This window comes from Marinobacter sp., from assembly GCF_044799475.1.
Lineage (GTDB): Bacteria > Pseudomonadota > Gammaproteobacteria > Pseudomonadales > Oleiphilaceae > Marinobacter.
In genome coordinates, this window is record NZ_CP085217.1 from 3257275 (window position 1) to 3281275 (window position 24001).

At 57.4% G+C, this 24001-nt stretch carries 21 protein-coding genes and 1 tRNA gene; 3 read left to right on the top strand and 19 right to left on the bottom strand.

Annotation, left to right across the window (positions count from 1 at the left end; all coding sequences use genetic code 11):
• Positions 1–14: 14 nt before the first annotated feature.
• Positions 15–1190: an acetate/propionate family kinase gene (locus LG327_RS15010; protein WP_404363101.1), complete on the top strand. Its 1176-nt coding sequence runs from the start codon at positions 15–17 to the stop codon at positions 1188–1190.
• Between the two features lie 80 nt (positions 1191–1270).
• The gene (gene pta, locus LG327_RS15015) at positions 1271–3538 is read left to right on the top strand and encodes a phosphate acetyltransferase (protein ID WP_404363103.1); all 2268 of its coding nucleotides are present in this window, start codon (positions 1271–1273) and stop codon (positions 3536–3538) included.
• A 37-nt stretch (positions 3539–3575) separates the two neighbouring features.
• Here pta and der read toward each other — a convergent pair whose 3' ends face one another.
• The 12 genes from der to trmJ all read right to left on the bottom strand — a co-directional run bounded on the left by der (position 3576) and on the right by trmJ (position 15680).
• Entirely contained in the window at positions 3576–5006 is a 1431-nt protein-coding gene (gene der / locus LG327_RS15020) for a ribosome biogenesis GTPase Der (RefSeq protein WP_404363105.1), read from the bottom strand.
• Positions 5007–5015: 9 nt separating this feature from the next.
• Positions 5016–6221: an outer membrane protein assembly factor BamB gene (gene bamB, locus LG327_RS15025; RefSeq protein ID WP_404363107.1), complete on the bottom strand. Its 1206-nt coding sequence runs from the start codon at positions 6219–6221 to the stop codon at positions 5016–5018.
• Positions 6221–6877, bottom strand: a complete 657-nt coding sequence (locus LG327_RS15030; RefSeq protein WP_404363109.1) for a YfgM family protein — start codon at positions 6875–6877, stop codon at positions 6221–6223. Before LG327_RS15030 ends, bamB begins: the two co-directional genes overlap by 1 nt.
• Positions 6878–6928: 51 nt before the next feature.
• Entirely contained in the window at positions 6929–8185 is a 1257-nt protein-coding gene (hisS, locus tag LG327_RS15035) for a histidine--tRNA ligase (protein ID WP_404363111.1), read from the bottom strand.
• A gap of 101 nt (positions 8186–8286) precedes the next feature.
• A complete protein-coding gene (ispG, locus tag LG327_RS15040; RefSeq protein ID WP_404363113.1) occupies positions 8287–9405 on the bottom strand; it encodes a flavodoxin-dependent (E)-4-hydroxy-3-methylbut-2-enyl-diphosphate synthase in 1119 nt (372 codons plus the stop codon).
• 42 nt (positions 9406–9447) lie between these two features.
• Complete coding sequence (locus tag LG327_RS15045; protein WP_404363115.1) at positions 9448–10488, bottom strand: RodZ domain-containing protein; 1041 nt, start codon at positions 10486–10488, stop codon at positions 9448–9450.
• Positions 10478–11284: a type IV pilus biogenesis/stability protein PilW gene (pilW, locus tag LG327_RS15050; RefSeq protein WP_404363117.1), complete on the bottom strand. Its 807-nt coding sequence runs from the start codon at positions 11282–11284 to the stop codon at positions 10478–10480. The genes LG327_RS15045 and pilW overlap by 11 nt, the downstream gene beginning before the upstream one ends.
• 77 nt (positions 11285–11361) lie before the next feature.
• Positions 11362–12474 carry a 23S rRNA (adenine(2503)-C(2))-methyltransferase RlmN gene (gene rlmN, locus LG327_RS15055; RefSeq protein ID WP_404363118.1) on the bottom strand — a complete coding sequence of 371 codons (1113 nt, stop codon included), beginning with the start codon at positions 12472–12474 and terminating at the stop codon, positions 11362–11364.
• A 76-nt stretch (positions 12475–12550) separates the two neighbouring features.
• Positions 12551–12979: a nucleoside-diphosphate kinase gene (ndk, locus tag LG327_RS15060; RefSeq protein WP_404363120.1), complete on the bottom strand. Its 429-nt coding sequence runs from the start codon at positions 12977–12979 to the stop codon at positions 12551–12553.
• Between the two features lie 83 nt (positions 12980–13062).
• A complete protein-coding gene (locus LG327_RS15065; protein ID WP_404363122.1) occupies positions 13063–14223 on the bottom strand; it encodes an IscS subfamily cysteine desulfurase in 1161 nt (386 codons plus the stop codon).
• A 30-nt stretch (positions 14224–14253) separates the two neighbouring features.
• Positions 14254–14751, bottom strand: coding sequence for a Fe-S cluster assembly transcriptional regulator IscR (gene iscR, locus LG327_RS15070; RefSeq protein WP_404363124.1), 498 nt, complete (start codon positions 14749–14751; stop codon positions 14254–14256).
• A gap of 98 nt (positions 14752–14849) precedes the next feature.
• A complete protein-coding gene (trmJ, locus tag LG327_RS15075) occupies positions 14850–15680 on the bottom strand; it encodes a tRNA (cytosine(32)/uridine(32)-2'-O)-methyltransferase TrmJ (protein ID WP_404363126.1) in 831 nt (276 codons plus the stop codon).
• Between the two features lie 191 nt (positions 15681–15871).
• Here trmJ and LG327_RS15080 point away from each other — a divergent pair, with 191 nt between their 5' ends.
• Entirely contained in the window at positions 15872–16672 is an 801-nt protein-coding gene (locus LG327_RS15080) for an inositol monophosphatase family protein (RefSeq protein ID WP_404363128.1), read from the top strand.
• A gap of 68 nt (positions 16673–16740) precedes the next feature.
• Here LG327_RS15080 and secF read toward each other — a convergent pair whose 3' ends face one another.
• From secF to flgL, 7 genes are all read right to left on the bottom strand, one after another.
• Positions 16741–17697: a protein translocase subunit SecF gene (gene secF, locus LG327_RS15085; RefSeq protein WP_404363130.1), complete on the bottom strand. Its 957-nt coding sequence runs from the start codon at positions 17695–17697 to the stop codon at positions 16741–16743.
• The gene (secD, locus tag LG327_RS15090) at positions 17690–19567 is read right to left on the bottom strand and encodes a protein translocase subunit SecD (protein WP_404363131.1); all 1878 of its coding nucleotides are present in this window, start codon (positions 19565–19567) and stop codon (positions 17690–17692) included. The genes secF and secD overlap by 8 nt, the downstream gene beginning before the upstream one ends.
• Positions 19568–19604: 37 nt before the next feature.
• Positions 19605–19964 carry a preprotein translocase subunit YajC gene (gene yajC / locus LG327_RS15095; protein ID WP_404363133.1) on the bottom strand — a complete coding sequence of 120 codons (360 nt, stop codon included), beginning with the start codon at positions 19962–19964 and terminating at the stop codon, positions 19605–19607.
• A gap of 57 nt (positions 19965–20021) precedes the next feature.
• Entirely contained in the window at positions 20022–21134 is a 1113-nt protein-coding gene (gene tgt, locus LG327_RS15100; RefSeq protein WP_404369461.1) for a tRNA guanosine(34) transglycosylase Tgt, read from the bottom strand.
• Between the two features lie 10 nt (positions 21135–21144).
• Positions 21145–22224 carry a tRNA preQ1(34) S-adenosylmethionine ribosyltransferase-isomerase QueA gene (queA, locus tag LG327_RS15105; RefSeq protein WP_404363135.1) on the bottom strand — a complete coding sequence of 360 codons (1080 nt, stop codon included), beginning with the start codon at positions 22222–22224 and terminating at the stop codon, positions 21145–21147.
• A gap of 58 nt (positions 22225–22282) precedes the next feature.
• A tRNA-Leu gene (locus tag LG327_RS15110) sits at positions 22283–22369 on the bottom strand.
• An 81-nt stretch (positions 22370–22450) separates the two neighbouring features.
• The gene (gene flgL, locus LG327_RS15115; protein WP_404363137.1) at positions 22451–23986 is read right to left on the bottom strand and encodes a flagellar hook-associated protein FlgL; all 1536 of its coding nucleotides are present in this window, start codon (positions 23984–23986) and stop codon (positions 22451–22453) included.
• Positions 23987–24001: the final 15 nt, after the last annotated feature.

Sequence of the window (24001 nt, forward strand, 5' to 3'; positions counted from 1 at the left end):
CACAGGTGACCCTCATGGAAGACGTCATTCTTGTCGTGAACTGCGGTAGTTCGTCTCTCAAACTTGCGCTTTTCTCCCGAAACCTCGAGCGACTGGCCGGCGGCCTGGCAGAACGTCTTGGCGAGGATGGCGCCACCGCCAGTGCCGGTGATGATCAGATATCGCTGACCGGTAAATCCAGCCACGAAGATGCCCTGGCTGAACTGCTCAGTCACTTCAGGGAGAATGAGCTCCTTTCAGACCAGCCGCTCGCCATTGGACACCGTGTCGTGCATGGCGGCGAGGCGTTCAGGGCCCCGGCACTGATCAATGATGATGTGCTTGTTGCCATCGAGGACTGCTCCAGCCTGGCGCCGCTGCACAACCCGGTGAACCTCACGGGCATCAGGGCGACACTGAAGCTTTTTCCGGACGTGCCCCAGGTCGCCGTGTTTGATACCGCTTTCCACCAGACCCTGCCACCACACGCCTACCTTTATGGCCTGCCCCGACGCTTCTATGAGGACTGGGGCGTGCGGCGTTACGGCTTCCACGGCACCAGTCACAGCTTCATGGTGGAACAGGCCGCGCGGCTGCTAGCCAAGCCCCGGTCCGAGACCTCGATCATCTCTGCCCATCTGGGGAATGGCTGTAGCATCACCGCCATTAATAACGGCGAAAGCCTGGACACGAGCATGGGGCTGACCCCCCTGGAGGGTCTTGTCATGGGTACCCGCTGCGGAGATGTTGACCCGGGCCTGTTCGATTTCCTGAGCGCGAAAGGGATTGATTCTGAATCCCTCAGCCGTATCCTGAATCGGGAGAGCGGGCTCCTCGGCCTCTCCGAATCGACCAATGACATGCGAACGCTGATTGAACAGGCGGACGGGGGCGACGAGCAGTCCAGTCAGGCGCTCGCGGTCTTCTGCTTCCGGCTTGCACGCTATATCGGAGCCATGATGGCCTCTCTGGATGAACTGGATGCGCTGGTTTTCACCGGCGGAATTGGCGAGAACAGCGACCGGGTCCGAAAAGACACTGTCAGCCACCTGAACCTGATGGGCTTCAGCCTTGACAGCAAAGCCAATGAAAACCACGGCCAGGAGTCCGATCACCGTATTGAAAGTAAAACCAGCCGCTTTCCCATCCTGGTCATTCCAACCAATGAGGAAGCAGTGATAGCCAGAGAAGCCGCTGCCAGAGCCGGGTGATAGTGTCACCCGCGCAGTCGGGCACCTCAGGAACTCTGTCTGCCCCTTTCGGATGAGGGGCACTCACAAAAGGATCATTCATGGCCAGGAACCTCTTTATCGCACCCACCGGACTGGAATCCGGTCTGACATCCATCTGCCTTGGTCTGGTCCGGGCTCTGGACCGGGTCGGGGTAAGAGTCAGTTTTTACAAGCCGGTGGGTCAGCCACCTCAGGAAAGGAACGGCGGCAGGCACACCGGGAAAAGGGATGAGCAGGATCGCTCAATTGCCTTCGTGAAAGCCCGAAGTGACCTTGAGCCACCGGCACCCATCAGCCTTCGCCATGCCCAGAAGCTGCTCAATGAGGGCGATTCAGAAAACCTGATGGAAGACATAATTGCCAATTACCATGAGGCCGCCAAAGACGCCGATGTTGTAATTGTCGAGGGTCTGGTCCCCGACCGGAGCGAGGCCTACACGGCCCGCCTCAACGTGGAGATGGCCAGGAATCTCGGCGCCGACGTGATACTGGTCAGTGCTCCCGGAAACCGGAGCCCGGAGGAACTGGATGAGTGGCTGGAATTTTCGTCACGGCTATTCGCAGATCCGGAAGACCCCGACGTCATCGGTGTGATTCTCAACAAAGTGGGCGAACCTGAACCTGCAGAGCTGGCACCAAGAGTAAACACCCCCCGGACCAGTGACGTTCCTGATTACGTCGATGAGTGCAAGGTATTCAGCAGGGAACGCCTGCGTCTGCTGGGTTGCATTCCGTGGCAGCCGGAACTGCTGGCGCCACGGGTTTCCGATATTGCCAGGGAGATCGGCGCTACTTTCCTGAACGAGGGGCAGCAGCATCAGCGCAGGGTGCAGAAAGTCACAGTGAGCGCGCGGACGATTCCGAACATGGTTGAGACCCTGCGGCCGGGCACTCTGGTGGTCACCCCCGGCGACCGGGAAGACATTCTTTTGGCTACGGCGCTGGCCGCCCTGAATGGTGTTCCCCTGGCGGGGCTGCTTTTAACCGGCGGGCTGCAGCCTGATCAGCGGACCCTGGCCGCCTGTCGGGGGGCCTTCAGCACCGGTCTGCCAGTAATGCTTACCGGCACCAACACCTATGAAACGGCCCACAGACTCGCAAATCTTTCCCCAGAAGTTCCGCTGGATGACCCTGATCGCATTGAAAAGGTGATGGAAGCCGTGGCCAGGCAACTTGACACTGAGTGGCTTCAGAAACACCTGAAAATCGAGCGAAAACGCCGGCTTTCCCCCCCTGCCTTCCGTTACCAGTTATCGGAAAAAGCAAGAAAGGCTGACAGGCGCATAGTGCTGCCAGAGGGCAATGAGCCCCGCACCATCGAGGCTGCAATTACCTGTTATAACCGGGGGCTTGCCCGGTGTGCGCTGATTGGTGACCGGGACGAGATAGAGTCGGTTGCGCAATCACAGGGGCTCAAACTGCCAGACGCCGTTGAAGTAATTGACCCTGACGAAGTGCGGTCCGATTACATTGAGCCAATGGTGGAGTTGCGGAAACACAAGGGTCTGGCACCGGACATGGCGGAGGCCATGCTGGAGGATAACGTTGTGCTGGGAACCATGATGGTTGCGACCGGCAAAGCGGATGGGCTGGTGTCAGGGGCCGTACATACCACCGCCAACACTGTCCGTCCTGCGCTACAACTGATCAAGACCCATGAGCACGCCAAAGTGGTGTCATCCGTGTTTTTTATGCTGCTGTCGGAACAGGTGCTGGTCTATGGTGACTGCGCCATTAACCCGGATCCGGATGCCGAAGAGCTTGCGGATATTGCCATTCAGAGTGCCGAGTCCGCAGAAGCCTTTGGCATCACGCCTGTGGTTGCCATGATCAGCTACAGCACTGGTGAATCCGGCTCCGGCGAAGACGTGGACAAGGTCCGGAAAGCGACAGAAATTGCGCAGAACCGGCGTCCTGATCTGCTCATTGATGGCCCGCTGCAGTACGACGCCGCAGCCATTGAAAGCGTCGCCAAAAGCAAGGCACCAGACAGCAAAGTCGCCGGCCGGGCGACCGTCTTTATTTTCCCGGATCTGAACACGGGCAACACGACGTACAAGGCCGTCCAGCGCAGCGCCAATGTGGTCAGTGTGGGGCCTATGCTTCAGGGCTTGAAAAAACCTGTTAACGATCTGTCCCGGGGAGCCCTGGTGGAAGACATTGTCTTTACCATCGCACTGACAGCTGTTCAGGCGCAGCAGGCTGAAGACGCCACTGAAACCGGCAGCGCAGAGAAGGACTCTTCAGATAAAAAGACAGCGGGAGGCAACACGGAGAACAAAGGAGCAGGGAAGAAAAAAACAGAAAACAGCAAAAAAGGGGCCTGAGCCCCTTTTCTTTTCCTCTCTGAACCCTGCCCGGCCTTCAGCTGGGCTTTTTGCTTTTCATGCGGGGCTTTTTCGGGCGTTTGTCCTTGCCTTCCTTTATCTCTTTGTCCTTTTTGACCTTCTGTCTGGGCGTCATCAGGTTCACACGACCGGCAAAAGGGTTCTCGCTGGATTTGAACTCAAAGCGGATTGGCGATCCCTTCACCGCCAGAACCCGGCGGAAGGTATTTTCCAGATAACGCTTGTAGGATCCGGGCAGTGCAGCAGTCTGGTTGCCGTGTACCACCAGCACCGGCGGATTGGAGCCACCCTGGTGGGCGTAACGGAGCTTGATCCGGCGGCCATGCACCATAGGCGGCTGGTGCTGTGCAATAGCATCCTCAAGAATCGTGGTCAGGCGGTTTGTCGGCCACTTGGCCATTGCCGATTCGTAGCAGGCAGCAATCGAATCGTACAGCACCCCAACCCCTGAGCCGTGCAGCGCAGAGATGTAATGCTTGTCTGCATAGTCGAGAAAATCAAGCCGGCGCTGAACCTGTTCCTTGACCTTTGACCTGTCTTCCGGATCCATTCCATCCCATTTGTTGACCGCAATGACCAGAGAGCGCCCAGCATCCAGAACAAAGCCAATCAGATGCAGATCCTGATCCACAAGACCTGTTCGGGCATCCAGCACCAGAATCACTACGTGTGCATCCTCAATCGCCTTGAGGGTCTTGATGATGGAGAACTTTTCGACCGTCTCGTGAACATTCTTGCGGCGCCGGATGCCCGCAGTATCAATCAGGGTGTATTCCTGACCCTGGCGTTCATAGGGTATGTAGATGCTGTCCCGGGTGGTTCCAGGCATGTCATAGACCACCACCCTGTCTTCTCCCAGCATACGATTGACCAGGGTGGACTTGCCCACATTGGGCCGACCAACAACTCCAATCCGAATGCCGGGATACCGCCCCGCGTGATCCTGAGCCTCAAGCTCTTCCTTTGACGGAAGCAGAAGCTCGAGCATGGATTTGATCCCACGGTTATGGGATGCCGCAATCTGGAACACCGAATCAAGACCAAGGCCATAAAAATCCGCGGCAGCAACATCCACGTCCATGCCATCAGTCTTGTTTACAACCAGATGAGCCTTCTTACCGCTCCGCCGTAGCTGATCCGCAATCAGCTCATCACCCGGGGTCAAACCGGCCCGACCATCGACCAGGAACAACACGATATCCGCTTCTTCTACAGCCTGCAGGGACTGCCGGGCCATTTCCGCGTCCAGCCCCTGCTCGTTTCCGGTGAGGCCGCCAGTATCAATAACGATGAAACGTTGATCGTCAAACCGGCCTTCGCCGTATTTCCGGTCCCGGGTCAGGCCGGGCAAATCGGCGACCAGAGCATCCCGCGAGCGGGTCATCTGGTTGAAAAGGGTCGATTTGCCAACATTTGGCCTACCGACCAGGGCAATTACTGGAGTCATAATACCTGTTTACCTGGAGGGGCGTTCCCGGGGCGGTGCCGCGGTCGGCGCGGATCCCCGGACAATGAGTTCAATCGCGGCCAGCCGGCCACCGTTCGTGTAGACCAGCGCACGGTCTTTCCACCGAATCATCGGCACACGCAGTCCCTCGCTATCCAGCTTGAGTTGCCCGGCGAGGGCTCCGTCTTCCAGCGAAAGGGCATGCAGATAGCCTTCAAAATCGCCGACCAGAAGATGGTCCTCCAGAACCAGAGGCGCAGTGGGCTGCCGCCATGCAAGCTGCTCCTGACTCCAGGCAACCTGACGGCTAGCACCGTCGATCGCTGTAATGGTCCCATTAGACTCTGTTACAAGAATATTGCTATACGCAATTGCCGGAGATCTCAGGCTGGACATCCGACGGCTCCAGATTTCCTGACCGTTACGAATATCAACCGCAGCAAGATTTCCCTGATATCCCACCACAAGTGCCACGGTCTCAATAACAATTGGCTGAGCCGTCACATCCACAAGCCGTTCCAGCTCAGTACGCCCCTTGGGCTCACCAACAGCGTATTGCCACAGCGGCTGACCTGACTCGGAGGACAGCCCAAACAGCTGGCCATTGGCAAAAGACACCAGTGTCATCTCCGACCCTACCAGCGGGGTGGCCGTCCCACGCAGCGTGAGCACCGGCACTGCGGCCTCGTACTGCCAGCGCTTGTCACCCGTCTCGACGTCAAAGGCAAGGACCTTGCCATCAATGGTCTGAGCTACCACCAGCGAACCGTTGGACTGGGGCGGGGCAAGCACTTCATTGGGGAGTGAAACTTCCCAGCCGGGCTCGCCATCCTCCCGGGCAAAACTCAGCAGCTGGGCATCACTGGAGACCAGATAAAGCCGTTTCCTGTCACCCCCGACACCGGCCATTATTTCCCGGTCAAGATCCCGTTCCCAGTTGAGATCACCCGTATCCGGATCCACTGAGACCAGCTCGCCATCGGCTGAGGCAGCATAAAGAACATCACCCAGCAGGGCCGGCTGGATATGAAGAAGCTGACCATCATGGCCGTCTCCAACCGACATCCGCCAAACTGGCTTCAGCTGCGCATCGCCCACAACATCCGGCACAGGAGCCGGCTCTTCAAAGGGTTCTGTGGAGCTGCATCCTGCCAGCCAGATACCTGGCAGCACCGTCAGCGCAATCAGAGCACGACGCAGGTTGCCCAGAGGCATCAAGCCTCCTCCCCAATGGCAAGATCTGCCATCTTGAGTTCAAGCAGGCCGTTGCGCTCTTCCCCGAGCGCGCTTCTGGCAGCCCGATAGGCATTCCGGGCACCTTCTTTATCACCGTCCGCCAGAAGAATATCGCCCTCCAGTTCCGCGAACAGTGCAACGAATGTCTCCGCTCCAGAGGCATCCCGGATGGTGGCCAGCGCCTCGTCCCGGTCGCCGGCAGCAAACTGCGCCTGGGCAAGCCGGTGACGGACAACTGGCTCAACCGGGCCACCCTTCTCTACCCGCTCAAGAGCCCACCGCAGTGATTCAACCGCTGCAGTCGGGTCTTCCTTTCCCAGCATCTGCTGCTGGGCAAGAATCAGCGTACCGTATACGGCGTAGGCACTGTCCTCGTGGTTTTCCTGGAGTTGCCCGGCCACGTAATTGATGGTGCCGTTACGCTCTTCACTATCTTGATCGTCCAGGGCATTGAGCAGGCCGGCAAACTGTGCCGCCGCTTCACTTCGCTCCTGGGCCTGGTGGCTCTGCCAGGACTGCCAGCCGAATACAATGGCCAGGGCGACAACGATGCCAATAACGAGGGAGGCGCCATTCTTTTTCCACCAGTTCTTGATCGCCTCAACCTGTTCTTCTTCAGTCCGCATTTCAGCCATGATGACTCCTGTTTGATTTTGCTATTCTGACGTAATGTTTGAAAAAGCCTGTCAGGCGGGCTCAAGCAACCGCGAAAGGATGACCGGAAGTTCAGCCTGGCTGACTTCCTGCTGCTGTTCATCAGACCTGAGGGGCTTGATGGCTGCCATCCCGGATCTCACTTCATTTTCACCAAGTATTACGGCAAATCGGGCACCGCTGCGATCGGCTTTTTTCATCTGGCTCTTGAAGCTTCCGCCGCCGCAATGAGTGACTACCCTGCAGCCAGGCAGCTCGTTCCTCAGGCGCTCGCTCAGGCCGAAGGCAGTGATCATGGCACCTTCTCCCATGGCAGTAACGTAAACGTCTGCGCCACCATCAACATGATCGGGGACAAGCTGCAGGGTTTCCAGAAGCAGGATCAGCCGCTCCATGCCCATGGCAAATCCAACAGCGGGAGTGGGCTTGCCTCCCAGTTGTTCAACGAGGCCATCGTAACGTCCTCCGGCACATATCGTGCCCTGGGCACCCAGGCTGTCTGTAATCCATTCAAAGACGGTGCGCCCGTAGTAGTCCAGACCACGAACCAGTCGCGGATTAACGGTGTAGGCAACACCCGCCGCATCCAGCAGCTGTGCCAGCCCTTCAAAATGCTCCCGGGACTCATCGTCAAGAAAGTCATCCAGCCTGGGCGCATTATCGAGGATCTTCTGTGTATCCGGGTTTTTGCTGTCCAGAATCCGCAAGGGATTGCTTTCCAGCCGGCGCTGACTATCGCCGTCCAGCTCAGAGCGGTAGTCAGACAGATAGGCCACCAGGGCCTCGCGGAACTGGCGACGTGCAGCAGGGGTGCCAATGGTGTTGAGTTCCAGTCGGGTGTGCTCGGTCAGGCCAAGGGCCTTCCAGAGGCGCGCGGTCATGATCAGCAGCTCGGCATCAATGTCCGGGCCGGTCATGCCAAAGCACTCAACCCCAATTTGATGAAACTGACGATAGCGGCCTTTCTGGGGGCGCTCATGCCGGAACATGGCTCCCGTATACCAGAGCCTTCGTGTCTGGTTGAAAAGCAGACCGTGTTCCTCAGCGGCCCTTACGCACCCTGCTGTTCCTTCCGGCCTCAGCGTCAGGCTGTCTCCATTACGGTCGGAGAAGGTATACATTTCCTTCTCGACAATGTCAGTCACTTCGCCAATTGAGCGTTTGAAAAGTTCCGTCTGCTCCACAGCGGGCATCCGGATTTCCTGATAGCCATAGGCACTGAGCACCTGACGTACGGTATCTTCCAGATACTGCCAGAGGGGCGTCTGGTCGGGCAGGATGTCATTCATCCCGCGAATCGCCTGAATCTTAGCCAACGTTTAACCTTATTATGTTCGTAACTGCCCCGGTCCGTTACTGTCCGGCCGGCTGCTTTTGCCGGAACCCGGCGTCAGACATCGGATCGGGCGATAATGGAATTTTCCTTTTCTTCACGGCGGGCAAGCTCTTCCCGGATCAGGCGTTCCAGATCGTCTGTAAGCGTCGCGTTATCCAGCTTCTGATTGGGCCGGCCAGCCATGTAAAAGAGGTTTTTCGGGCTGCCCCCCGTGAGGCCGAGATCCGCCACCTTGGCTTCGCCCGGGCCGTTCACGATACAGCCAATAATGGCAACATCCAGGGGGGCCCGCACATCTTCCAGCCTTGCCTCCAGATCATTCATGGTCTGGATGACGTCGAAATTCTGCCGGGAACAGCTGGGGCAGGCGATGAAATTGATACCATGACTGCGCAGGCGAAGACTTTTCAGGATGTCGAAACCGACCTTGATTTCCTCAACCGGATCGGCCGCCAGGGACACACGGATGGTGTCGCCAATGCCATCCATCAGCAGCATCCCCAGGCCAATGGAGGACTTGACCGTGCCCGAACGCAGGCCGCCGGCTTCGGTGATGCCAAGGTGCAGGGGCTGATCAATCTGGGTCGCGATCTGACGGTACGCGGCAACTGTCATGAACACTTCCGATGCCTTCAGGCTGACCTTGAAGTTCTGGAAATCATGGCGGTCGAGAATATCAATATGACGCATGGCCGACTCCACGAGTGCCTCAGCTGTGGGCTCGCCATACTTGCGTTGCAACTCCTTTTCAAGAGATCCGGCGTTGACACCAATTCGAATCGGGATATTGCGATCCCGGGCAGCGCTGATGACCGCGCTCACCCTGTCCTCCCGCCCGATATTGCCGGGGTTGATCCTCAGGCAGTCAACGCCGAGCTCAGCAACCCTCAGGGCTATCTTGTGATCAAAATGAATATCTGCAACGAGGGGAATATTGACCTGCGACCGGATCCTGCCAAAGGCTTCAGCTGCATCCATCGATGGTACAGACACACGAACAATGTCAGCCCCGGCGCCCTGCAGAGCCGTGATCTGTGCGATCGTGGCGTCCACATCACAGGTTTCCGTATTGGTCATGCTCTGAACCGCTATGGGCGCATCACCCCCCACCGGAACATTACCCACCATGATTTGCCGTGAACGGCGACGTTTGATTGGGGATTCCTGTTTCATATTCCAATAACCAGCCAGAAAATGGGTTTCTGCCAGACATCCTCAGATATCAAGCGTGAACTCAACCCGGTTGTTCACTATGCGATAGGCCGCAAGATCAATAATCTCTCCACTGAAGGACAGCCGTGATACAGCGTCGGCTGCACCGATAACCACACGCATCGGAGGCTTCCCGCTCACATCAAGACTGTCATTCGGACCAAACAGAGCCCCTACAATCGTCCGCCCGTCGGCATCGGTAACCTGCACCCAGCAGGGGTCCATGAAGCTGGCCGTGAGATTGACAACTTCTGCTTCCGCCTGCGATTCAGCAGCGAGGCCTGAGGAAACCTCGGGGGCGATGTCCGGCATCTCCAGGGCCTGAGGCTCGGCCAGAGCCTCAGGTTCAATACCATCAGAGGGCTCCTGAGGAACAGTCTCCGCGGGCACCGGCTGGGCTTCCGCAAAGCCATCCTGGGACTCTCGTTCTGCAAATGATGCTTCCGGCAGGAGTTCTTCAACCTGAGCTTCGCCTCCTGGTACCGCACCCGGGAGTTCGGGGACTTCGGGTATTTCGATGTCTTCTGGGCCCGAGCCAATACCCTCTTCGTCATCTCTGACGGGTACCTCAGGTTCCTGAACGTCTTCAGGCTGAATGTCGGCTTGCTGCTCCTGGTTGTCCACCGGAAGATCAATAACCCGCAACACGGCGTAAGCAACAAAAAGGATCACCACAATCACCCCGATGATTTTGGCGACGCGCTTTTTACGCTGCTTCCTGCGTTCTATGTCCTGCAGCGGGGTGGTGTGCTCGGTGGCCTCTCTCTCCCGCCGCAGGGGCTCCAGTTCCTGATCAAGCTGGGCAACAAGCGCATTGGCGGGCATTCCGAGCTGGTCTGCATAGGCCCGCACATAGCCTTTGAGGAACAGCTCGCTGTCAATCTGCTGATAATCGCCATTTTCGATCGACTGGATTACTGCAGGACGGAGATGCTGCCGCTCAGCAACATCGGAAATGCTCAGGCCCGCCGCTTCCCGGCCTTTGCGGAGCTGATCCCCGACCGTGACCTGTATCCCCTGCTCCGGATTATCGTCATTTATCATCGGACATCAGCGCCTTGTATTTTTGGTATTGGTCTGAGTTCGGATACTGATTTCTGAGTAGAAGCGCGAGACTTGACTCCCGGTTCTGATCTCCCTGGAAACGGGCTATGCGAATCCCCGTCCACAGGCTTTCGGGCGAATGGCTGATCTGCTTGCTTCTGGCCATCAGTCCCATCAGACGGTCGTAATAGTATGCGGCCTCACCGTACTTTCCAGCTTCAACCAGTGTCGACGACAACGCCAGCAGAGCGCGGGCGTCACCTCTCCCGAGCTCGACTGCGCGTTTGAATGCGTCCGCTGCAGCCTCGGAATTGCCCAGACGCTGTTCGGTGCGACCCAGATTATAAAAGACAGAGGCCCGGTCAGGATAGCTGGTATCGGCCGCAGCCCGGGCGAACTCATCCCTTGCACGCTCGTACTGCCCTTCTCCATAAAGAAAAGCCGCGTAGTAAACTCGCCCCCGGGTGTATCCCGGGTCAATACTCAAAGCTTTGCGGAACGAGCTGTCAGCGAGTTCTTCCTCTCCCTCCCGCTGCATTATGAGACCCTTTACCGCATGGGCGGGCGCACTGTTGGGCTCAATTTCCAGCGCCCGCTCCAGATGAACCCTGGCTCGCTCATAGTTTTCCTGGGCAACGTAGGCGGTAGCCAGCTGAATGTAGTTCTGGAGTGCTTCGTTCTCGTCGGCTTCCCGTGAAAATCGGCTGTCGGTTGTTGTGACACAGCCAACCAGCAGGCCCATCAGGAGCGCACCAGCCACCATTCTAACCATTTGCGATATCTGCCTGTTCGTCACGTGAGCATTTTCCTGTCAATGATTGGGCCGTCAATGAACGGCCTGTCTATCGTCGCATATTCTCCAGGTTGCCGGTTTCACGGAGTCATCTGGTGAACAGGGATATACCTCTGGCTTCTACGGGTGCGATCCTCAAACTGCCCCACCAACTGGCCACAGGCGGCGTCAATATCATCACCCCGGGTGGTCCGGATGGTGCTCACGTAACCGGCCTCATTGAGAATATTCTGAAACGCCCTGGTTGCCGAGAGTTTTGGCCGCCTGAAATCGCTTTCCGGGAACGGATTAAACGGTATCAGGTTGATCTTGCACGGCAGACCCCTGAGGAGCTCAACCAGCTCACGGGCCAGCTCCGGCTTGTCATTCATGCCCTCAATGACCGTGTACTCAATGGTCACCTTGCGTTTGTCAGGTAGCCGGGCCATGTAGCGTTTTGTCGCCGCCAGCAACTCCGCAATGGGATACTTTTTGTTCAGTGGGACAAGCTGATTCCGCAATTCGTCGTTGGGAGCATGCAGGGATATGGCCAGAGAAACATCGCTAACCTCGCCCAGCCGGTCAATGGCGGGGACAACCCCCGACGTACTCAGGGTCACGCGACGTTTGGAGATGCCGTAGGCCAGGTCTTCCATCATGAGATTCATGGCGTCAACGACGTTCTCAAAATTGAGCAGCGGCTCACCCATTCCCATCATCACGACATTGGTAATCGGGCGATCCGGACCTGGCTGAAAAGGCATGAACGCCTTACGGGCAACCCATACCTGGCCGATGATTTCGGCAGCTGTGAGGTTGCGGTTGAATCCGCGTTTGCCAGTGGAACAGAAGGTGCAGTCGAGGCTGCACCCTATCTGGGAAGAAACGCAGAGGGTCCCTCTATGGCCGTCGGGGATGAGTACGGTCTCGATGCTGTTGCCCGCGTCCATACGCATTACCCATTTGCGGGTGCCATCCTTCGACGTCTCGTCGAAGATGACTTCCGGCCCGCGTATCTCAGCGACCAGCTTGAGCTTGTCCCGCAGGGCCTTGCTCATGTTGGTCATCTGATCAAAATCGTCGGCGCCACGCTGATGAATCCATTGCAGCACCTGGGTCGCCCGGAAACGTTTTTCACCCAACGACTCGAAAAAGGCTTCAAGCCGGGCCTTGGGGAGCCCCAACAGGTTGGTTTTTGCTTCAGGCGATGTCATTCAGAAACCTCAGTATAAAACATTGGGACAACTGACCGAGGGCAATACGCCCGCCTGCTCAGTTGCCCCTGTGGGATCAGCCGCGGGGGCAGATCTCATTGTCATTGAAAAAATAGGCGATTTCCCTTTCTGCCGAAGCCAGGGAATCGGATCCATGAACCGCATTGGCGTCAATGGAGGTTGCGAAGTCGGCCCGGATTGTACCGGCCTCGGCTTCCTTCGGGTTGGTCGCACCCATCAGATCGCGATTCTGCAGAACCGCATTCTCGCCTTCCAGCGCCTGGACCATAACCGGACCTGATGTCATGAATGCTACCAGGTCTGCAAAGAAGGGACGCTCCTTGTGCTCCGCATAGAAACCTTCCGCCTGCTCCTGCGTCAGATGCATCATCTTCGCTGCCACAATGCTCAGGCCAGCATTCTCGAAACGGCTATAGATCTGGCCAATGACGTTCTTGGCAACGGCGTCGGGCTTGATGATCGAGAGCGTGCGCTCGTTTGACATGGTTTCTCTCCGGTTGATTGGTCAGGTTAAATTCCGGGTTGCGATTATACGCAGTCGGGGGGCTGCCTACCAGCGGGGCCGGATCAGGCAACGGTCTGGCGGACCGAGCGGAGGCGTGTGACAACCTCGTTGACCCGGTCTGCGGCGAAGTCAATTTCTTCAGCTGTGGTAAAGCGCCCCAGCGAAAAGCGGAGCGCCCGGTGGGCCTGCTCGTCGCTCAGGCCAATGCCTTTGAGCACATAGGATGGCGCCAGAGTTGCCGACGCACAGGCAGAGCCGGAGGAAAGCGCCAGCTCCCTGAGGCCGAGCATGAGTGATTCCGCCTCTACCCCATCAAAGGAAAGATTGATAATGCCCGGGACACGGCTGGAAGAGCTGCCATTGACTGTCACGCCATCAAGGTCGCTCAGCCGGTCCAGAAACCGCTGCCGAAGTGACTCCAGCCGCGCGGTTTCATCCGCCAGCTGTTCCCCGGCAATGGCAAAAGCCCTGCCCATGCCCACAATCTGATGGGTTGGGAGTGTCCCGGAGCGCATACCACGCTCATGGCCACCACCATGAATCTGGGCTTCTATACGAACCGCCGGATCACGCCTGACATAAAGTGCACCTATCCCCTTGGGGCCGTATACCTTGTGAGCCGACAGGGACATAAGATCTACCGGAATGCAGCCTGTATCCACGGCTGTTTTACCGGCCGCCTGGGCTGCATCAACATGAAACAGAATGCCTTTTTCCCGAAGCAGTGCTCCAATGGCAGCCACATCGGTCTGTGCACCCAACTCATTGTTCACCATCATCAGGCTGACCAGCTTTGTATCTTCACACAGGGCAGCCTCCACCTGAGCCGGTGAAATGACTCCGCCAGCGTCCGGCGTCAGCCATGTGACCCTGCACCCCCGATGCTCCAGCCATGTGCAGGTATCCACTACAGCCTTGTGCTCTATGCAGGAAGTGATGACATGCGCCCCATCAAGGCCGGCGACCGCTCCCTTGATTGCCAGATTGTCGGATTCGGTAGCGCCGGAGGTCCAGACTATTTCCCGGGGGTCACAGCCAATCAGCTGTGCCACTTCCCGTCGCGCCTTTTCCACTGCGGCTTCGGCCTGCCAGCCATATCCGTGGGAACGGGAAGCCGGGTTACCGAACACGCCGTCGGCGGTAAGACAGCCAGCCATGGCCTCGGCGACAGATGGGTCTACCGGTGTAGTAGCGGCATAATCGAGATAAACTGGTTTTTTCATCGCTCACGAATTCATTGCTGGTGGAAAATGTCAGGCAGGCGTCTGGTCGGACAGGCGTTCGGTGTTGATGGCCTGGGAATCTCTGTTTTCCTTCTGCCGGTTTTGCCGTTCTGCCACAACCTGGATTTCACGCTTCTTCATGAGGTCGGCCAGACTGATCTCACTGAGAAAACTGTGTATCTGCTCACTTAAATCCGACCAGAGATGATGTGTCAGGCATTTTTCACCCTTCTGGCAGTCGCCCTGGTTTTTGCAGCGGGTGGTATCCAGTGATTCGTTGACGGCGTCTACCACCTCCGATATGAAAACCTGGTCCCCTCCCCTGCTGAGACGGTATCCACCTCCCGGCCCGCGAACGCTCACAACCAGGTTCTGACGGCGCAGTCTGGCGAACAGTTGCTCAAGATAGGACAGCGAAATATCCTGGCGACCGGAGATATCCGCCAGGCTCACCGGCCCCTCATTTCCGTGAAGGGCAAGATCAAGCATGGCGGTAACGGCGTACCGGCCCTTGGTGGTCAATCGCATCGAGCGTGGCCTCGGATTCAGAAATTGGACGTTTGCTGACCCCTGAGTATGAATTGACCAACTATTTCAGTCAAGTATTCAGCGCTCCCGTCATGCCTTCAGCTTTCCGGGGTCCTGGACCCACCACCCGCGCTGCCTGCAGACTTCTGCACGGATGTAAGAATCCCTCTCAAAATGTTGATTTCCATCTGATCAAGCTGAGCTCGCTGGAATAGCCGACGCAAGCGTGTCATCAGTTGCCGTGGCCGGTCGCGGCGGTGAAACTCGATATCCACCAGCACTTCTTCAAGATGCTGGAAAAACCCCTCTACATCGGCAACCTGAGCCAGCGGCTGGTCCCAGCCCTGATCAGAAGGCCGGGTCATTGGAAGGAGCTGCGGCCCGGACTCACCCTCCTCCAGTTGACGCAGGTAGAACATACGGAGTTCGTAACAGACCACCTGCACTGCCATGGCCAGGTTCAGCGAGCTGTATTCCTGATTGGAGGGAATATGAATGTGAAAATGGCAACGCTGCAGCTCATCATTACTGAGGCCATGGTTTTCGCGCCCAAAAACCAGTGCAACCGGCCCCTGGACAGCATGATGGAATGTCTCCTCGGCGGCTCGTGGCGGCGGGATAACCGGCCAGGGTACCTTTCTTCCCCGTGCGCTGGTCCCCAGCACCAGAACACAATCGTCGATAGCATCAGACAGGGATTCAACAACCCTCGCCCTATCGAGTACATCCGCTGCACCAGCCGCCCGGGCGTAAGAGGCCTCATCGGGGAAAGAGGCTGGCTGCACAAGGTACAGATTGTTCATGCCCATGTTTTTCATGGCACGCGCCACAGCGCCAATATTGCCTGAATGGGAGGTTTCAACGAGGACAATGCGAACATTTTCCAGGGGCGTGATAGTCGATTCGGAGGGCAGAGCCGCTTTGCGCATGATGGGCCTTTGCTGGTTAACCGGGATAACCCCTGACGGGGCCTTGTGGGGCCCATGATAACAGAAGGCTTTCCTGCGCCGAACCGGGCTGAAACATCATCAGTGACATTGCGGACTTAAAAAACATACAAGGGAAAACCCCATTTTGATATGATACGCGGCCTTCACACACCCAGTTGATGATAAGCCTGATGCAACCAGCAATTAAGATGGCCCTGCGGGTCGCCCGCCAGGGATCCGATTTTCTGAAAGCCCACTTTGAACGTCAGGAGCAGTCCGACAAGGACCAGGAGGAGCTGCGCTCCCAGCTTATACGCATCGAACAGTCCCTGTACGATAACTTTGCAGAACAACTCCAGAAGTCCTACAAGGATCACGTAATCGCGCCGCTGGGTGAGGCGGACGCCGGGGGCCAGGAAAAAACCTGGCATATTTTTCCGATGCTTGGCCACGATAATTTCCTTCGGGGAATTCCCGAATTTGCGCTGGCTCTCCTGCAGAAAAAAGACAATCGGGCTGAGAACCTGCTCCTGGTAAACCCGGTTAGTGGTGAAGAATATGCCGCGAGCCGCGGTCATGGCTCCTCGCTGAACAGCCGCCGCGTGCGTACCAGCAGTGTCAGCCACCCGGATCAGGCCAGCGTGGTTACCAATATTCTTGCCCAGGCCCGGGGTTCGGACAATGCACTGCTCTGGGGCGAACTGGCGGCCACTATGGCGCAACAGACCGCAGGCCTCCGCACCTCCGGATGTGTCGCGCTGGACATTGCCCGGGTCGCGGCAGGCCGCCTTGATGCGGCGGTGATCTTCCGGCCCGAGCCTGCAGATCTGACAATAGGCCTGGTGATAGCCAATGAATCCGGTGCCCTGACTGGTGATTTCTCCGGCAACCCCTTCACCCAGCAGGGGCGACAGATGGTTGTGGCCAACCCCAAACTGTTCAAGGAAGTTCTCAAGATCCTTCAGCCGTTCCGCAGCCGCCTGCCGCAGTAAATAAAAAAGCCGCGACCCGGGGAAACAGGGCGCGGCTTTTTCTATTCAGAGAAGTTCCTTCAACAGACCTACATCCGGTTCAGCCACTCCGGCGGCTCCTCGTTTTCCTCTTCCTGACCGGCCACGCCCTCCTTTGGAGGAATAATCAGGTCATCCCTCGATACGCCAAGAGCCAGCAGCAGGCTTGCCGATACGTAAATCGATGAATAGGTACCCACAAGGACGCCAATTATAAGAGCAATCGCAAAGTTGTTGATCGCCTCGCCGCCGAGGAAATACAGCGCCAGCAGAACCACGAGGGTTGTACCGGACGTATTCAGCGTTCTGTTGATTGTCTGGTGGATGGACTCGTTGATGATGTGCTCCGAGTCCCCCGCGCGCATTTTACGGAAGTTTTCCCGGATCCGGTCTGCCACCACGATGGTGTCGTTCAGGGAATAGCCAATTACAGCCAGCAGCGCTGCAAGCACGCTGAGATCAAAGGTCCACTGAAAGAGGGAAAAGATCCCCAGAATGATGATCACGTCGTGAGCCAGCGGCACAACCGACGCCACGCCAAACTTGAACTGAAAGCGCATCCCTACATAGATGAGCACCACAACCAGTGCCAGCAGAAGACCAAGACCGCTGTCCTCCTTGAGTTCATCTCCCACCTGGGAACCGACAAAATTGGATCTCACAAGCTCAAGCTCAGCACCTGAGGCCCGCAGGTCCTCCGTCACACTCTTGGCGAGTTCGTCATCAAAAGCATCGGACAGGCGAACCAGAACGGAGGTTTGTGCACCAAAGTTCTGGACCACAAAGTCTTCGTAACCGGCTTCTGCCAGGCGCCCCCGAACATCACTCAGGTCTGGAGCCTGTTTGTATTCAAGCTCTACCGAGGTGCCCCCGGTAAAGTCCAGACCAAGGTTGAGTCCCCTGAAGCCAAGGATAACGAAAGAAGATATGATCAGCAGGATCGAAACAACCCCTGCCGCCTTGCGTATCCCCATGAAATCAATGGGTTTTTTGTCGACATTAACCATGGGCCAACTTCCCTCCGATGGACAGATTCTGGATTTTCCGGCCACCAATTGTCGCGTTGACGATGCTTCGGCTTACCAGCAGTGAGGTGAACATGGACGTCAGAATGCCTATGCAGAGCGTAACGGCAAAACCTTTAACCGGCCCCGAACCCATTGCAAAGAGGATCACCGCCACCAGCAGGGTGGTTATGTTGGCGTCCACAATGGATACAAAGGCCCGGGAATAACCCGCGTTGACCGCTGAGTGTGGCGGCATTCCTGCCTTCAGCTCCTCCTTGATACGCTCAAAGATCAGCACGTTGGCATCCACCGCCATGCCGACTGTCAGCACAATCCCGGCAATACCAGGCAGAGTCAGGGTGGCCGAGAGTATGGACATGCAGGCCATCAGCAGGATCAGGTTGATGGTCAGGGCCGCGTTGGCGATCAGACCAAACCCACGGTAGAACACAACCATATAGACAAGCACCAGGCCAAAGCCCAGGGCGACGGACATCATGCCAGCGTCGATGTTCTTCTGGCCCAGGCTCGGGCCTATGGTCCGCTCTTCCACGAAGTACATGGGAGCAGCCAGAGAACCCGCCCGCAACAGCAGAGCCAGCTCTGCCGCTTCCGTCACTGAATCAAGGCCGGTGATCCGGAAGCTTGACCCCAGGGTTGACTGAATGGTGGCAAGGCTGATGATGCCCCGCTCCACCGTCCGCTTTTCCACGGCCTGCATTTCACCGTCAACTCGCCGCTGCTCTGTCTCGGACTTGTACTCAATAAAGAGCACAGCCATCCGGCGCTTGATCGCGTTGCGGGTGGCGCGAGACATCTTGTCGCCACCGACCGAGTTCATGGTGATATTGACCTGGGCCTGACCGCTTTCATCAAAGCCCTGCTGGGCATTCGCCACGCTGTCCCCCGTGACGATGATGTCCTTTTCAAGGCGGGCAGTACGGTTTTCATTGTCCCGGAAGGGATAGACTTCTGTAGTCCCAGCCGGAGCGTCCGGACGGGCTTCGAGCCGGAATTCCAGATTGGCGGTTGCACCAATCACACGCTTGGCCTGGGCCGTGTCCTGCACGCCCGGGAGCTCAACCACTATGCGGGAGCCACCCTGCTGCTGGACCAGAGGCTCGGCAACACCCAGCTCATTGACCCGGTTCCGGAGTGTTGTAAGGTTCTGCTCTACGGCATAGTCCTCAATTTCATTGACCTGGGCTTCGGACAGGGTCAGGACCAGCCTGAACTCATCGTCGCCCTCGGTTTGTCTGTCGAGCAGGAATTCATTGTACTGCCTGCGCACCAGATCAAAGGCCTTTTCCCGCTCGGCTTCGTCACGGAATGACAACACCACCTGCCGGCCTTCCGCGACATCCCCACCACGATACCGGATTCGCTCGTCCCGGAGCTCCTGCTTTACCTGGCCGGCCATGGCTTCGAGCCGCTGCTCAATGGCTGTTTCCATATCGACTTCCAGGAGGAAGTGAACTCCTCCCCGAAGGTCAAGACCCAGCTTCATCGGGCCGGCGCCTATTGCTCGCAGCCAGTCCGGCGTGGATGGCGCCATGTTTAACGCAACCAGGTATTCGTTACCCAGAGTTGCCTGAACAATCGGCCGGGCCTTGAGCTGCCCCGCACCACTGGTCAGTCGTATCAGCGCACTGTTTTCCTGTAGCTGGGAGGACTTCACGTCCACGTCTGCCTCTTCAAGCGCAGACACGGCCCGATCAAGGGTGCGCTGATCCACAGGCGTGCCACTGCGGGCACCGCTGATCTGTACTGCAAAATCATCCGGGTAGAGATTCGGCAATGCGTAAACGAACCCGATCACCACGGCGATCAGGATGATCAGATTCTTCCAGAGCGGGTATTTATTGAGCATGCGGTGCCTTTGGTCAGCAACAATCCTGTTGTCAGGTTCAGATGTCTTTCAGAGTGCCCTTGGGAAGGGCCGTGGCAACTGCCACCTTCTGGACCTTCACTTCAACGTTGTCAGCAATTTCAACCACGATGAAATCATCGGTCACCTTGGTGATTTTGCCGGCAATGCCACCGGAGGTCACAACCTCATCGCCCTTGTTAAGACCGGACATCAGGGCTTTATGCTCTTTAGCGCGCTTTGACTGGGGGCGCCAGATCAGGAGATAGAAGATCAGAATGAAGCCGGCAAAGAAAATGACCTGGCCAATTACACTCATGCCCTGACCCGCTTCCTGGGCAAAGGCAAGTCCGGGTGCCAGCGCCAGCAGCGCAGCAAAAAGAATCCTGGTCTTGTTCATGGATGTCTCCGTTGATCAATGGTGAACAGATTAAGCTAAAAGAGCCTGGAAGGCCGCTTAGCGGGCGGGCGCCGTTTCGCCCCGACGGGCGTAGAACGCGTCAATAAAGTCGCACAATGTACCTGCTTCAATGGACTCACGCAATCCAGCCATCAGGTTCTGGTAGTAGCGCAGATTGTGGATGGTGTTGAGCTGGGACCCCAGCATTTCGCCACATTTGTCCAGATGGTGGAGGTAACCCCTGGAAAAGTTCTCACAGGTATAGCAGTCACAGTCCTTGTCCAGCGCCGATGTGTCATGGCGATGTACGGCATTGCGAATCTTGATCACACCGGTGGAAGTGAACAGATACCCGTTGCGCGCATTCCGCGTGGGCATCACGCAATCAAACATGTCCACACCACGCCAGACCGCTTCAACCAGGTCTTCCGGCTTGCCCACGCCCATCAGATACCTTGGCCTGTCTTCGGGCATTTTTTCGGGAAGGTGATCAAGAATCCGCAGCATGTCTTCCTTGGGTTCCCCCACCGACAGGCCCCCGATGGCATAGCCGTCAAAGCCTATATCTGTCAGGCCGGCGAGGGACCGATCACGCAATTCCGTGTACATGCCGCCCTGTACGATTCCGAACAGCGCCGACGGGCTATCGCCGTGGGCAAGCTTGCTGCGGGCCGCCCAGCGCAGTGAAAGCTCCATGGACTCCTTCGCCTGCTTCTCCGTGGCCGGATAGGGGGTACATTCGTCAAAAATCATGACGATATCGGAACCGAGATCCCGCTGCACCTGCATGGCTATTTCCGGGGACAGCTCCACAGGCGAGCCATCAATGGGCGAACGGAAAGTGACACCTGCCTCGGTGATCTTCCGCGTCTCGCCAAGACTGAATACCTGGAAGCCACCGGAGTCCGTGAGAATCGGGCCATGCCACTGGGTAAAATCATGCAGGTCGCCGTGGGCCCGGATGACCTCCGTTCCCGGGCGAAGCATCAGGTGAAAGGTATTGCCGAGAATCATCTGGGCGCCTGTTGCTTCTATATCCCTGGGCAGCATGGCCTTGACAGTACCGTAGGTGCCCACAGGCATGAACGCCGGTGTTTCCACCTGCCCTCTGGGGAAACTCAGACGCCCCCGGCGGGCCCGCCCGTCTTCCCCGAGTTTTTCAAATGTCATGAAACAGCCGTCACTCACGATGGGCTCCTGGTTGTCTTGCTGCCTCGGCGCCGAGGCTGGGCTGCTGTCCGGTAATGAACATGGCGTCACCATAGCTGAAAAACCTGTAACGCTCCTGAATGGCCTCGTCATAAGCCGCCATCACCCTGCCCCGGCCGGCAAAGGCACTGATCAGCATCATCAGGGTAGACTCGGGAAGGTGGAAGTTGGTCACCATTGCATCGACACACTGAAAACGGTAACCCGGATAGATAAAAATATCCGTTTCTCCCTGGAAAGCCTCCAGCGTACCGCCGGCACAGGCGGACTCCAGCGAACGCACAGACGTTGTGCCCACGGCAACCACTCTGCCACCCCTCGCCCGGGTGCGGGCGACAGCATCCACCGTTTCCTGGGGCACAAAAGCGATTTCGCTGTGCATTACATGTTCTTCGATCCGCTCAACCCGGACGGGCTGGAAGGTTCCAGCTCCCACATGAAGGGTCACAAAGGTGGACTCAATTCCCTTCGCTGCAAGCCGGTCCAGCAGAGGCTCGTCGAAATGCAGCCCAGCCGTGGGAGCAGCCACGGCTCCGGCTTCTTTTGCGTAGACAGTCTGGTAGCGCTCACGGTCGGTCTGCTCATCGGGTCGGTCGACATAGGGAGGCAGCGGCATGTGGCCAACGCGCTCCAGAAGCTCCAGAACCGTTTCCCCTGCGTCCTCCCTGTGAAGTTCAAACAGGGCATCATGCCGGCTCGCCATCATGAGTTCAGAGCCATCCTCAAGAATAATCTTCTGGCCAGGCTTCGGGGATTTTGAGGAGCGCACATGGGCCAGCAGAGTCTGCGGCCCGGTTACCCGTTCCACCAGAATCTCCAGTTGTCCTCCTGTCTCCTTGCGGCCAAACAGCCGGGCGGGAATGACCCGGGTGTTGTTGAATACCAGCAAGTCACCGGTTGCAAGGAAATCGGGAAGATCAAGAATTCTGTGGTGACCGACACGCCCCGTGGCGCCGTCCAGCACAAGCAACCTGGACGCGCTGCGCTCCGCCAGTGGATAACGGGCGATCAGTTCATCAGGCAGATCAAAATGGAAGTCCGAGAGATTCATGGAGGAGGCTGTTCAGGGTGGCGCTGACGCTGGCAGGCCATTGATTAATAGGCTTCTGTGGTAGCGGTGGGCGGACTCGAACCGCCACGCCCGTGAGGGCAACGGATTTTGAATCCGTCGTGTCTACCAATTTCACCACACCGCCATCGAAGAGTGACCGGATTATACTGAGGTTACCCATGAAAGCAACCGCATCACCACCCGCTCCAGGGGCCGCTCATGGCGGCTACAGCCGGTCGAACAGGGAAATCTGGGAAACTCTTGCGAAGGACTGCTGGGCGGCCTCCAGCACGAAGCTCTGAAAGCTCAGGCGGCTGATGGCTTCCGCGTAGTCCACGTCCTGTAGCTGGGAGCGTATGCCCTTTGTGAAGACGGACGAGTCTTCGAGAAATTTACCGGTTGATTCCACTGAGTTGAGACGGCCACCGATCTCGGTCTGGGTTTTGAGAATACTGTCCAACCCATTGTCCAGATTGGTGAGAGAACCGGCAATGAGTTCATTGAACGCCTGCTGGCCAGACCCGACAGTGGCGGAAACCGGTTCATTCAGAAGATCAAGATCTTCGAATTTGGCCCCGCTCACAACAATTTGCCCCCCCACTGAGCCACCGTTATCGGCCTCAAATGCCAGATCGCCACTCTGGGAGGTGACGATCAGATTTCCGGACGGGTCCACTTCCGCAGTTACTCCGTCGAGGGCGGAATCGTTGCTGGCGCTGATCGCATCACGCAGCGCGGCCAAGTCAGTCAGGCCGCCGAATGTCACCCCATTGATGGTCAGGCTGTCATCAGGTTCGGGGCTGAAACTTCCCCCCGGGAGAGTGGCCACCGCAGGTGTTTTCGCTTGGTTTTCAAGGCCATAGATCAGCTTCTCCACTGTCGCGAAGAGTGACTGTTTTTCTGACGTCTTGATCAGGAAACGGTCACCATCGACGGCGTCGGTGATTTCAAACTGGATACCGGCTGCTTTCAGGCTCTTGCCGCTAGCATAGGTGTTGTCATCAGGCGTAAAATCTGCGCCGTCGGAACGCCTGACTACGCTGAAGGTGCCGGCCGTCTGGTCGACCTGCACCACCAGATCGTCCGGATGAACCTGATTGAACACCTCCTGATCCAGCACCATCCCCGTGCTTATCCTGGCCGGTGGCTGCGAGGTATTGGTCGGGCTCGCCTCAGTGAAAAACGCAGGCTTGTCGCTCGCCACATCGGTGAAAATTTTCTTGCCGTTGTCACTGATGGCAACAGAAACCCCGGAATCCACCTCCAGCAGGCGCTGACCCTCATCTCCCTGATAGACCCAGTTGCCCGAAATATTCTGGGTGAATGCCTCAGTGCCACCCTTGAAGCCACTAAAAATGTATTCACCCGAGGCATCCCGGGTATTGGCGAGCGATGCCATCTGATCCAGACGCTGGCGAAGCTCGGAGGCCAGCGATTGCCGGTCGTCAGATGAGAGCGCGCCACTGCCGGCCTGGACCGTCAGCTCCCGCACCCGCTGCAGAACATCGTTTATGGAAGCGAGTGTGCTTTCTTCCTGCTGCAGGCGATTTTCCGCAAGATCAACGTTTCGCTGAAACTGCTCAGTCTGAGCCACTTCCTGGTTCAGTTTTAGAATGCGGGCAGCGGCCACCGGATCGTCCGAAGGATTGTTTACCCGCTTGCCGGTCGACACCTGCTCCTGGGTTTTCTGCAACCCCGAGTTCAGATCCTGGAGGCGATTAACGCCCCCCTGAAAAATCTGCTGAGATGAAATCCGGATCATGGTGATTATCCTCGG

What these genes read in the sequence shown, in the direction of transcription:
- trmJ (WP_404363126.1), bottom strand. Translation starts at nt 15,680, where the DNA reads ATGCGCAAAGCGGCTCTGCCCTCCGAATCGACTATCACGCCCCTGGAA.
- LG327_RS15010 (WP_404363101.1), top strand. Translation starts at nt 15, where the DNA reads ATGGAAGACGTCATTCTTGTCGTGAACTGCGGTAGTTCGTCTCTCAAA.
- iscR (WP_404363124.1), bottom strand. Translation starts at nt 14,751, where the DNA reads ATGCGATTGACCACCAAGGGCCGGTACGCCGTTACCGCCATGCTTGAT.
- pta (WP_404363103.1), top strand. Translation starts at nt 1,271, where the DNA reads ATGGCCAGGAACCTCTTTATCGCACCCACCGGACTGGAATCCGGTCTG.
- secD (WP_404363131.1), bottom strand. Translation starts at nt 19,567, where the DNA reads ATGCTCAATAAATACCCGCTCTGGAAGAATCTGATCATCCTGATCGCC.
- rlmN (WP_404363118.1), bottom strand. Translation starts at nt 12,474, where the DNA reads ATGACATCGCCTGAAGCAAAAACCAACCTGTTGGGGCTCCCCAAGGCC.
- LG327_RS15080 (WP_404363128.1), top strand. Translation starts at nt 15,872, where the DNA reads ATGCAACCAGCAATTAAGATGGCCCTGCGGGTCGCCCGCCAGGGATCC.
- tgt (WP_404369461.1), bottom strand. Translation starts at nt 21,134, where the DNA reads ATGACATTTGAAAAACTCGGGGAAGACGGGCGGGCCCGCCGGGGGCGT.
- flgL (WP_404363137.1), bottom strand. Translation starts at nt 23,986, where the DNA reads ATGATCCGGATTTCATCTCAGCAGATTTTTCAGGGGGGCGTTAATCGC.
- ndk (WP_404363120.1), bottom strand. Translation starts at nt 12,979, where the DNA reads ATGTCAAACGAGCGCACGCTCTCGATCATCAAGCCCGACGCCGTTGCC.
- LG327_RS15045 (WP_404363115.1), bottom strand. Translation starts at nt 10,488, where the DNA reads ATGATAAATGACGATAATCCGGAGCAGGGGATACAGGTCACGGTCGGG.
- hisS (WP_404363111.1), bottom strand. Translation starts at nt 8,185, where the DNA reads ATGAATGACATCCTGCCCGACCAGACGCCCCTCTGGCAGTATCTGGAA.
- LG327_RS15030 (WP_404363109.1), bottom strand. Translation starts at nt 6,877, where the DNA reads ATGGCTGAAATGCGGACTGAAGAAGAACAGGTTGAGGCGATCAAGAAC.
- LG327_RS15065 (WP_404363122.1), bottom strand. Translation starts at nt 14,223, where the DNA reads ATGAAAAAACCAGTTTATCTCGATTATGCCGCTACTACACCGGTAGAC.
- der (WP_404363105.1), bottom strand. Translation starts at nt 5,006, where the DNA reads ATGACTCCAGTAATTGCCCTGGTCGGTAGGCCAAATGTTGGCAAATCG.
- bamB (WP_404363107.1), bottom strand. Translation starts at nt 6,221, where the DNA reads ATGCCTCTGGGCAACCTGCGTCGTGCTCTGATTGCGCTGACGGTGCTG.
- secF (WP_404363130.1), bottom strand. Translation starts at nt 17,697, where the DNA reads ATGGTTAATGTCGACAAAAAACCCATTGATTTCATGGGGATACGCAAG.
- queA (WP_404363135.1), bottom strand. Translation starts at nt 22,224, where the DNA reads ATGAATCTCTCGGACTTCCATTTTGATCTGCCTGATGAACTGATCGCC.
- ispG (WP_404363113.1), bottom strand. Translation starts at nt 9,405, where the DNA reads ATGAAACAGGAATCCCCAATCAAACGTCGCCGTTCACGGCAAATCATG.
- yajC (WP_404363133.1), bottom strand. Translation starts at nt 19,964, where the DNA reads ATGAACAAGACCAGGATTCTTTTTGCTGCGCTGCTGGCGCTGGCACCC.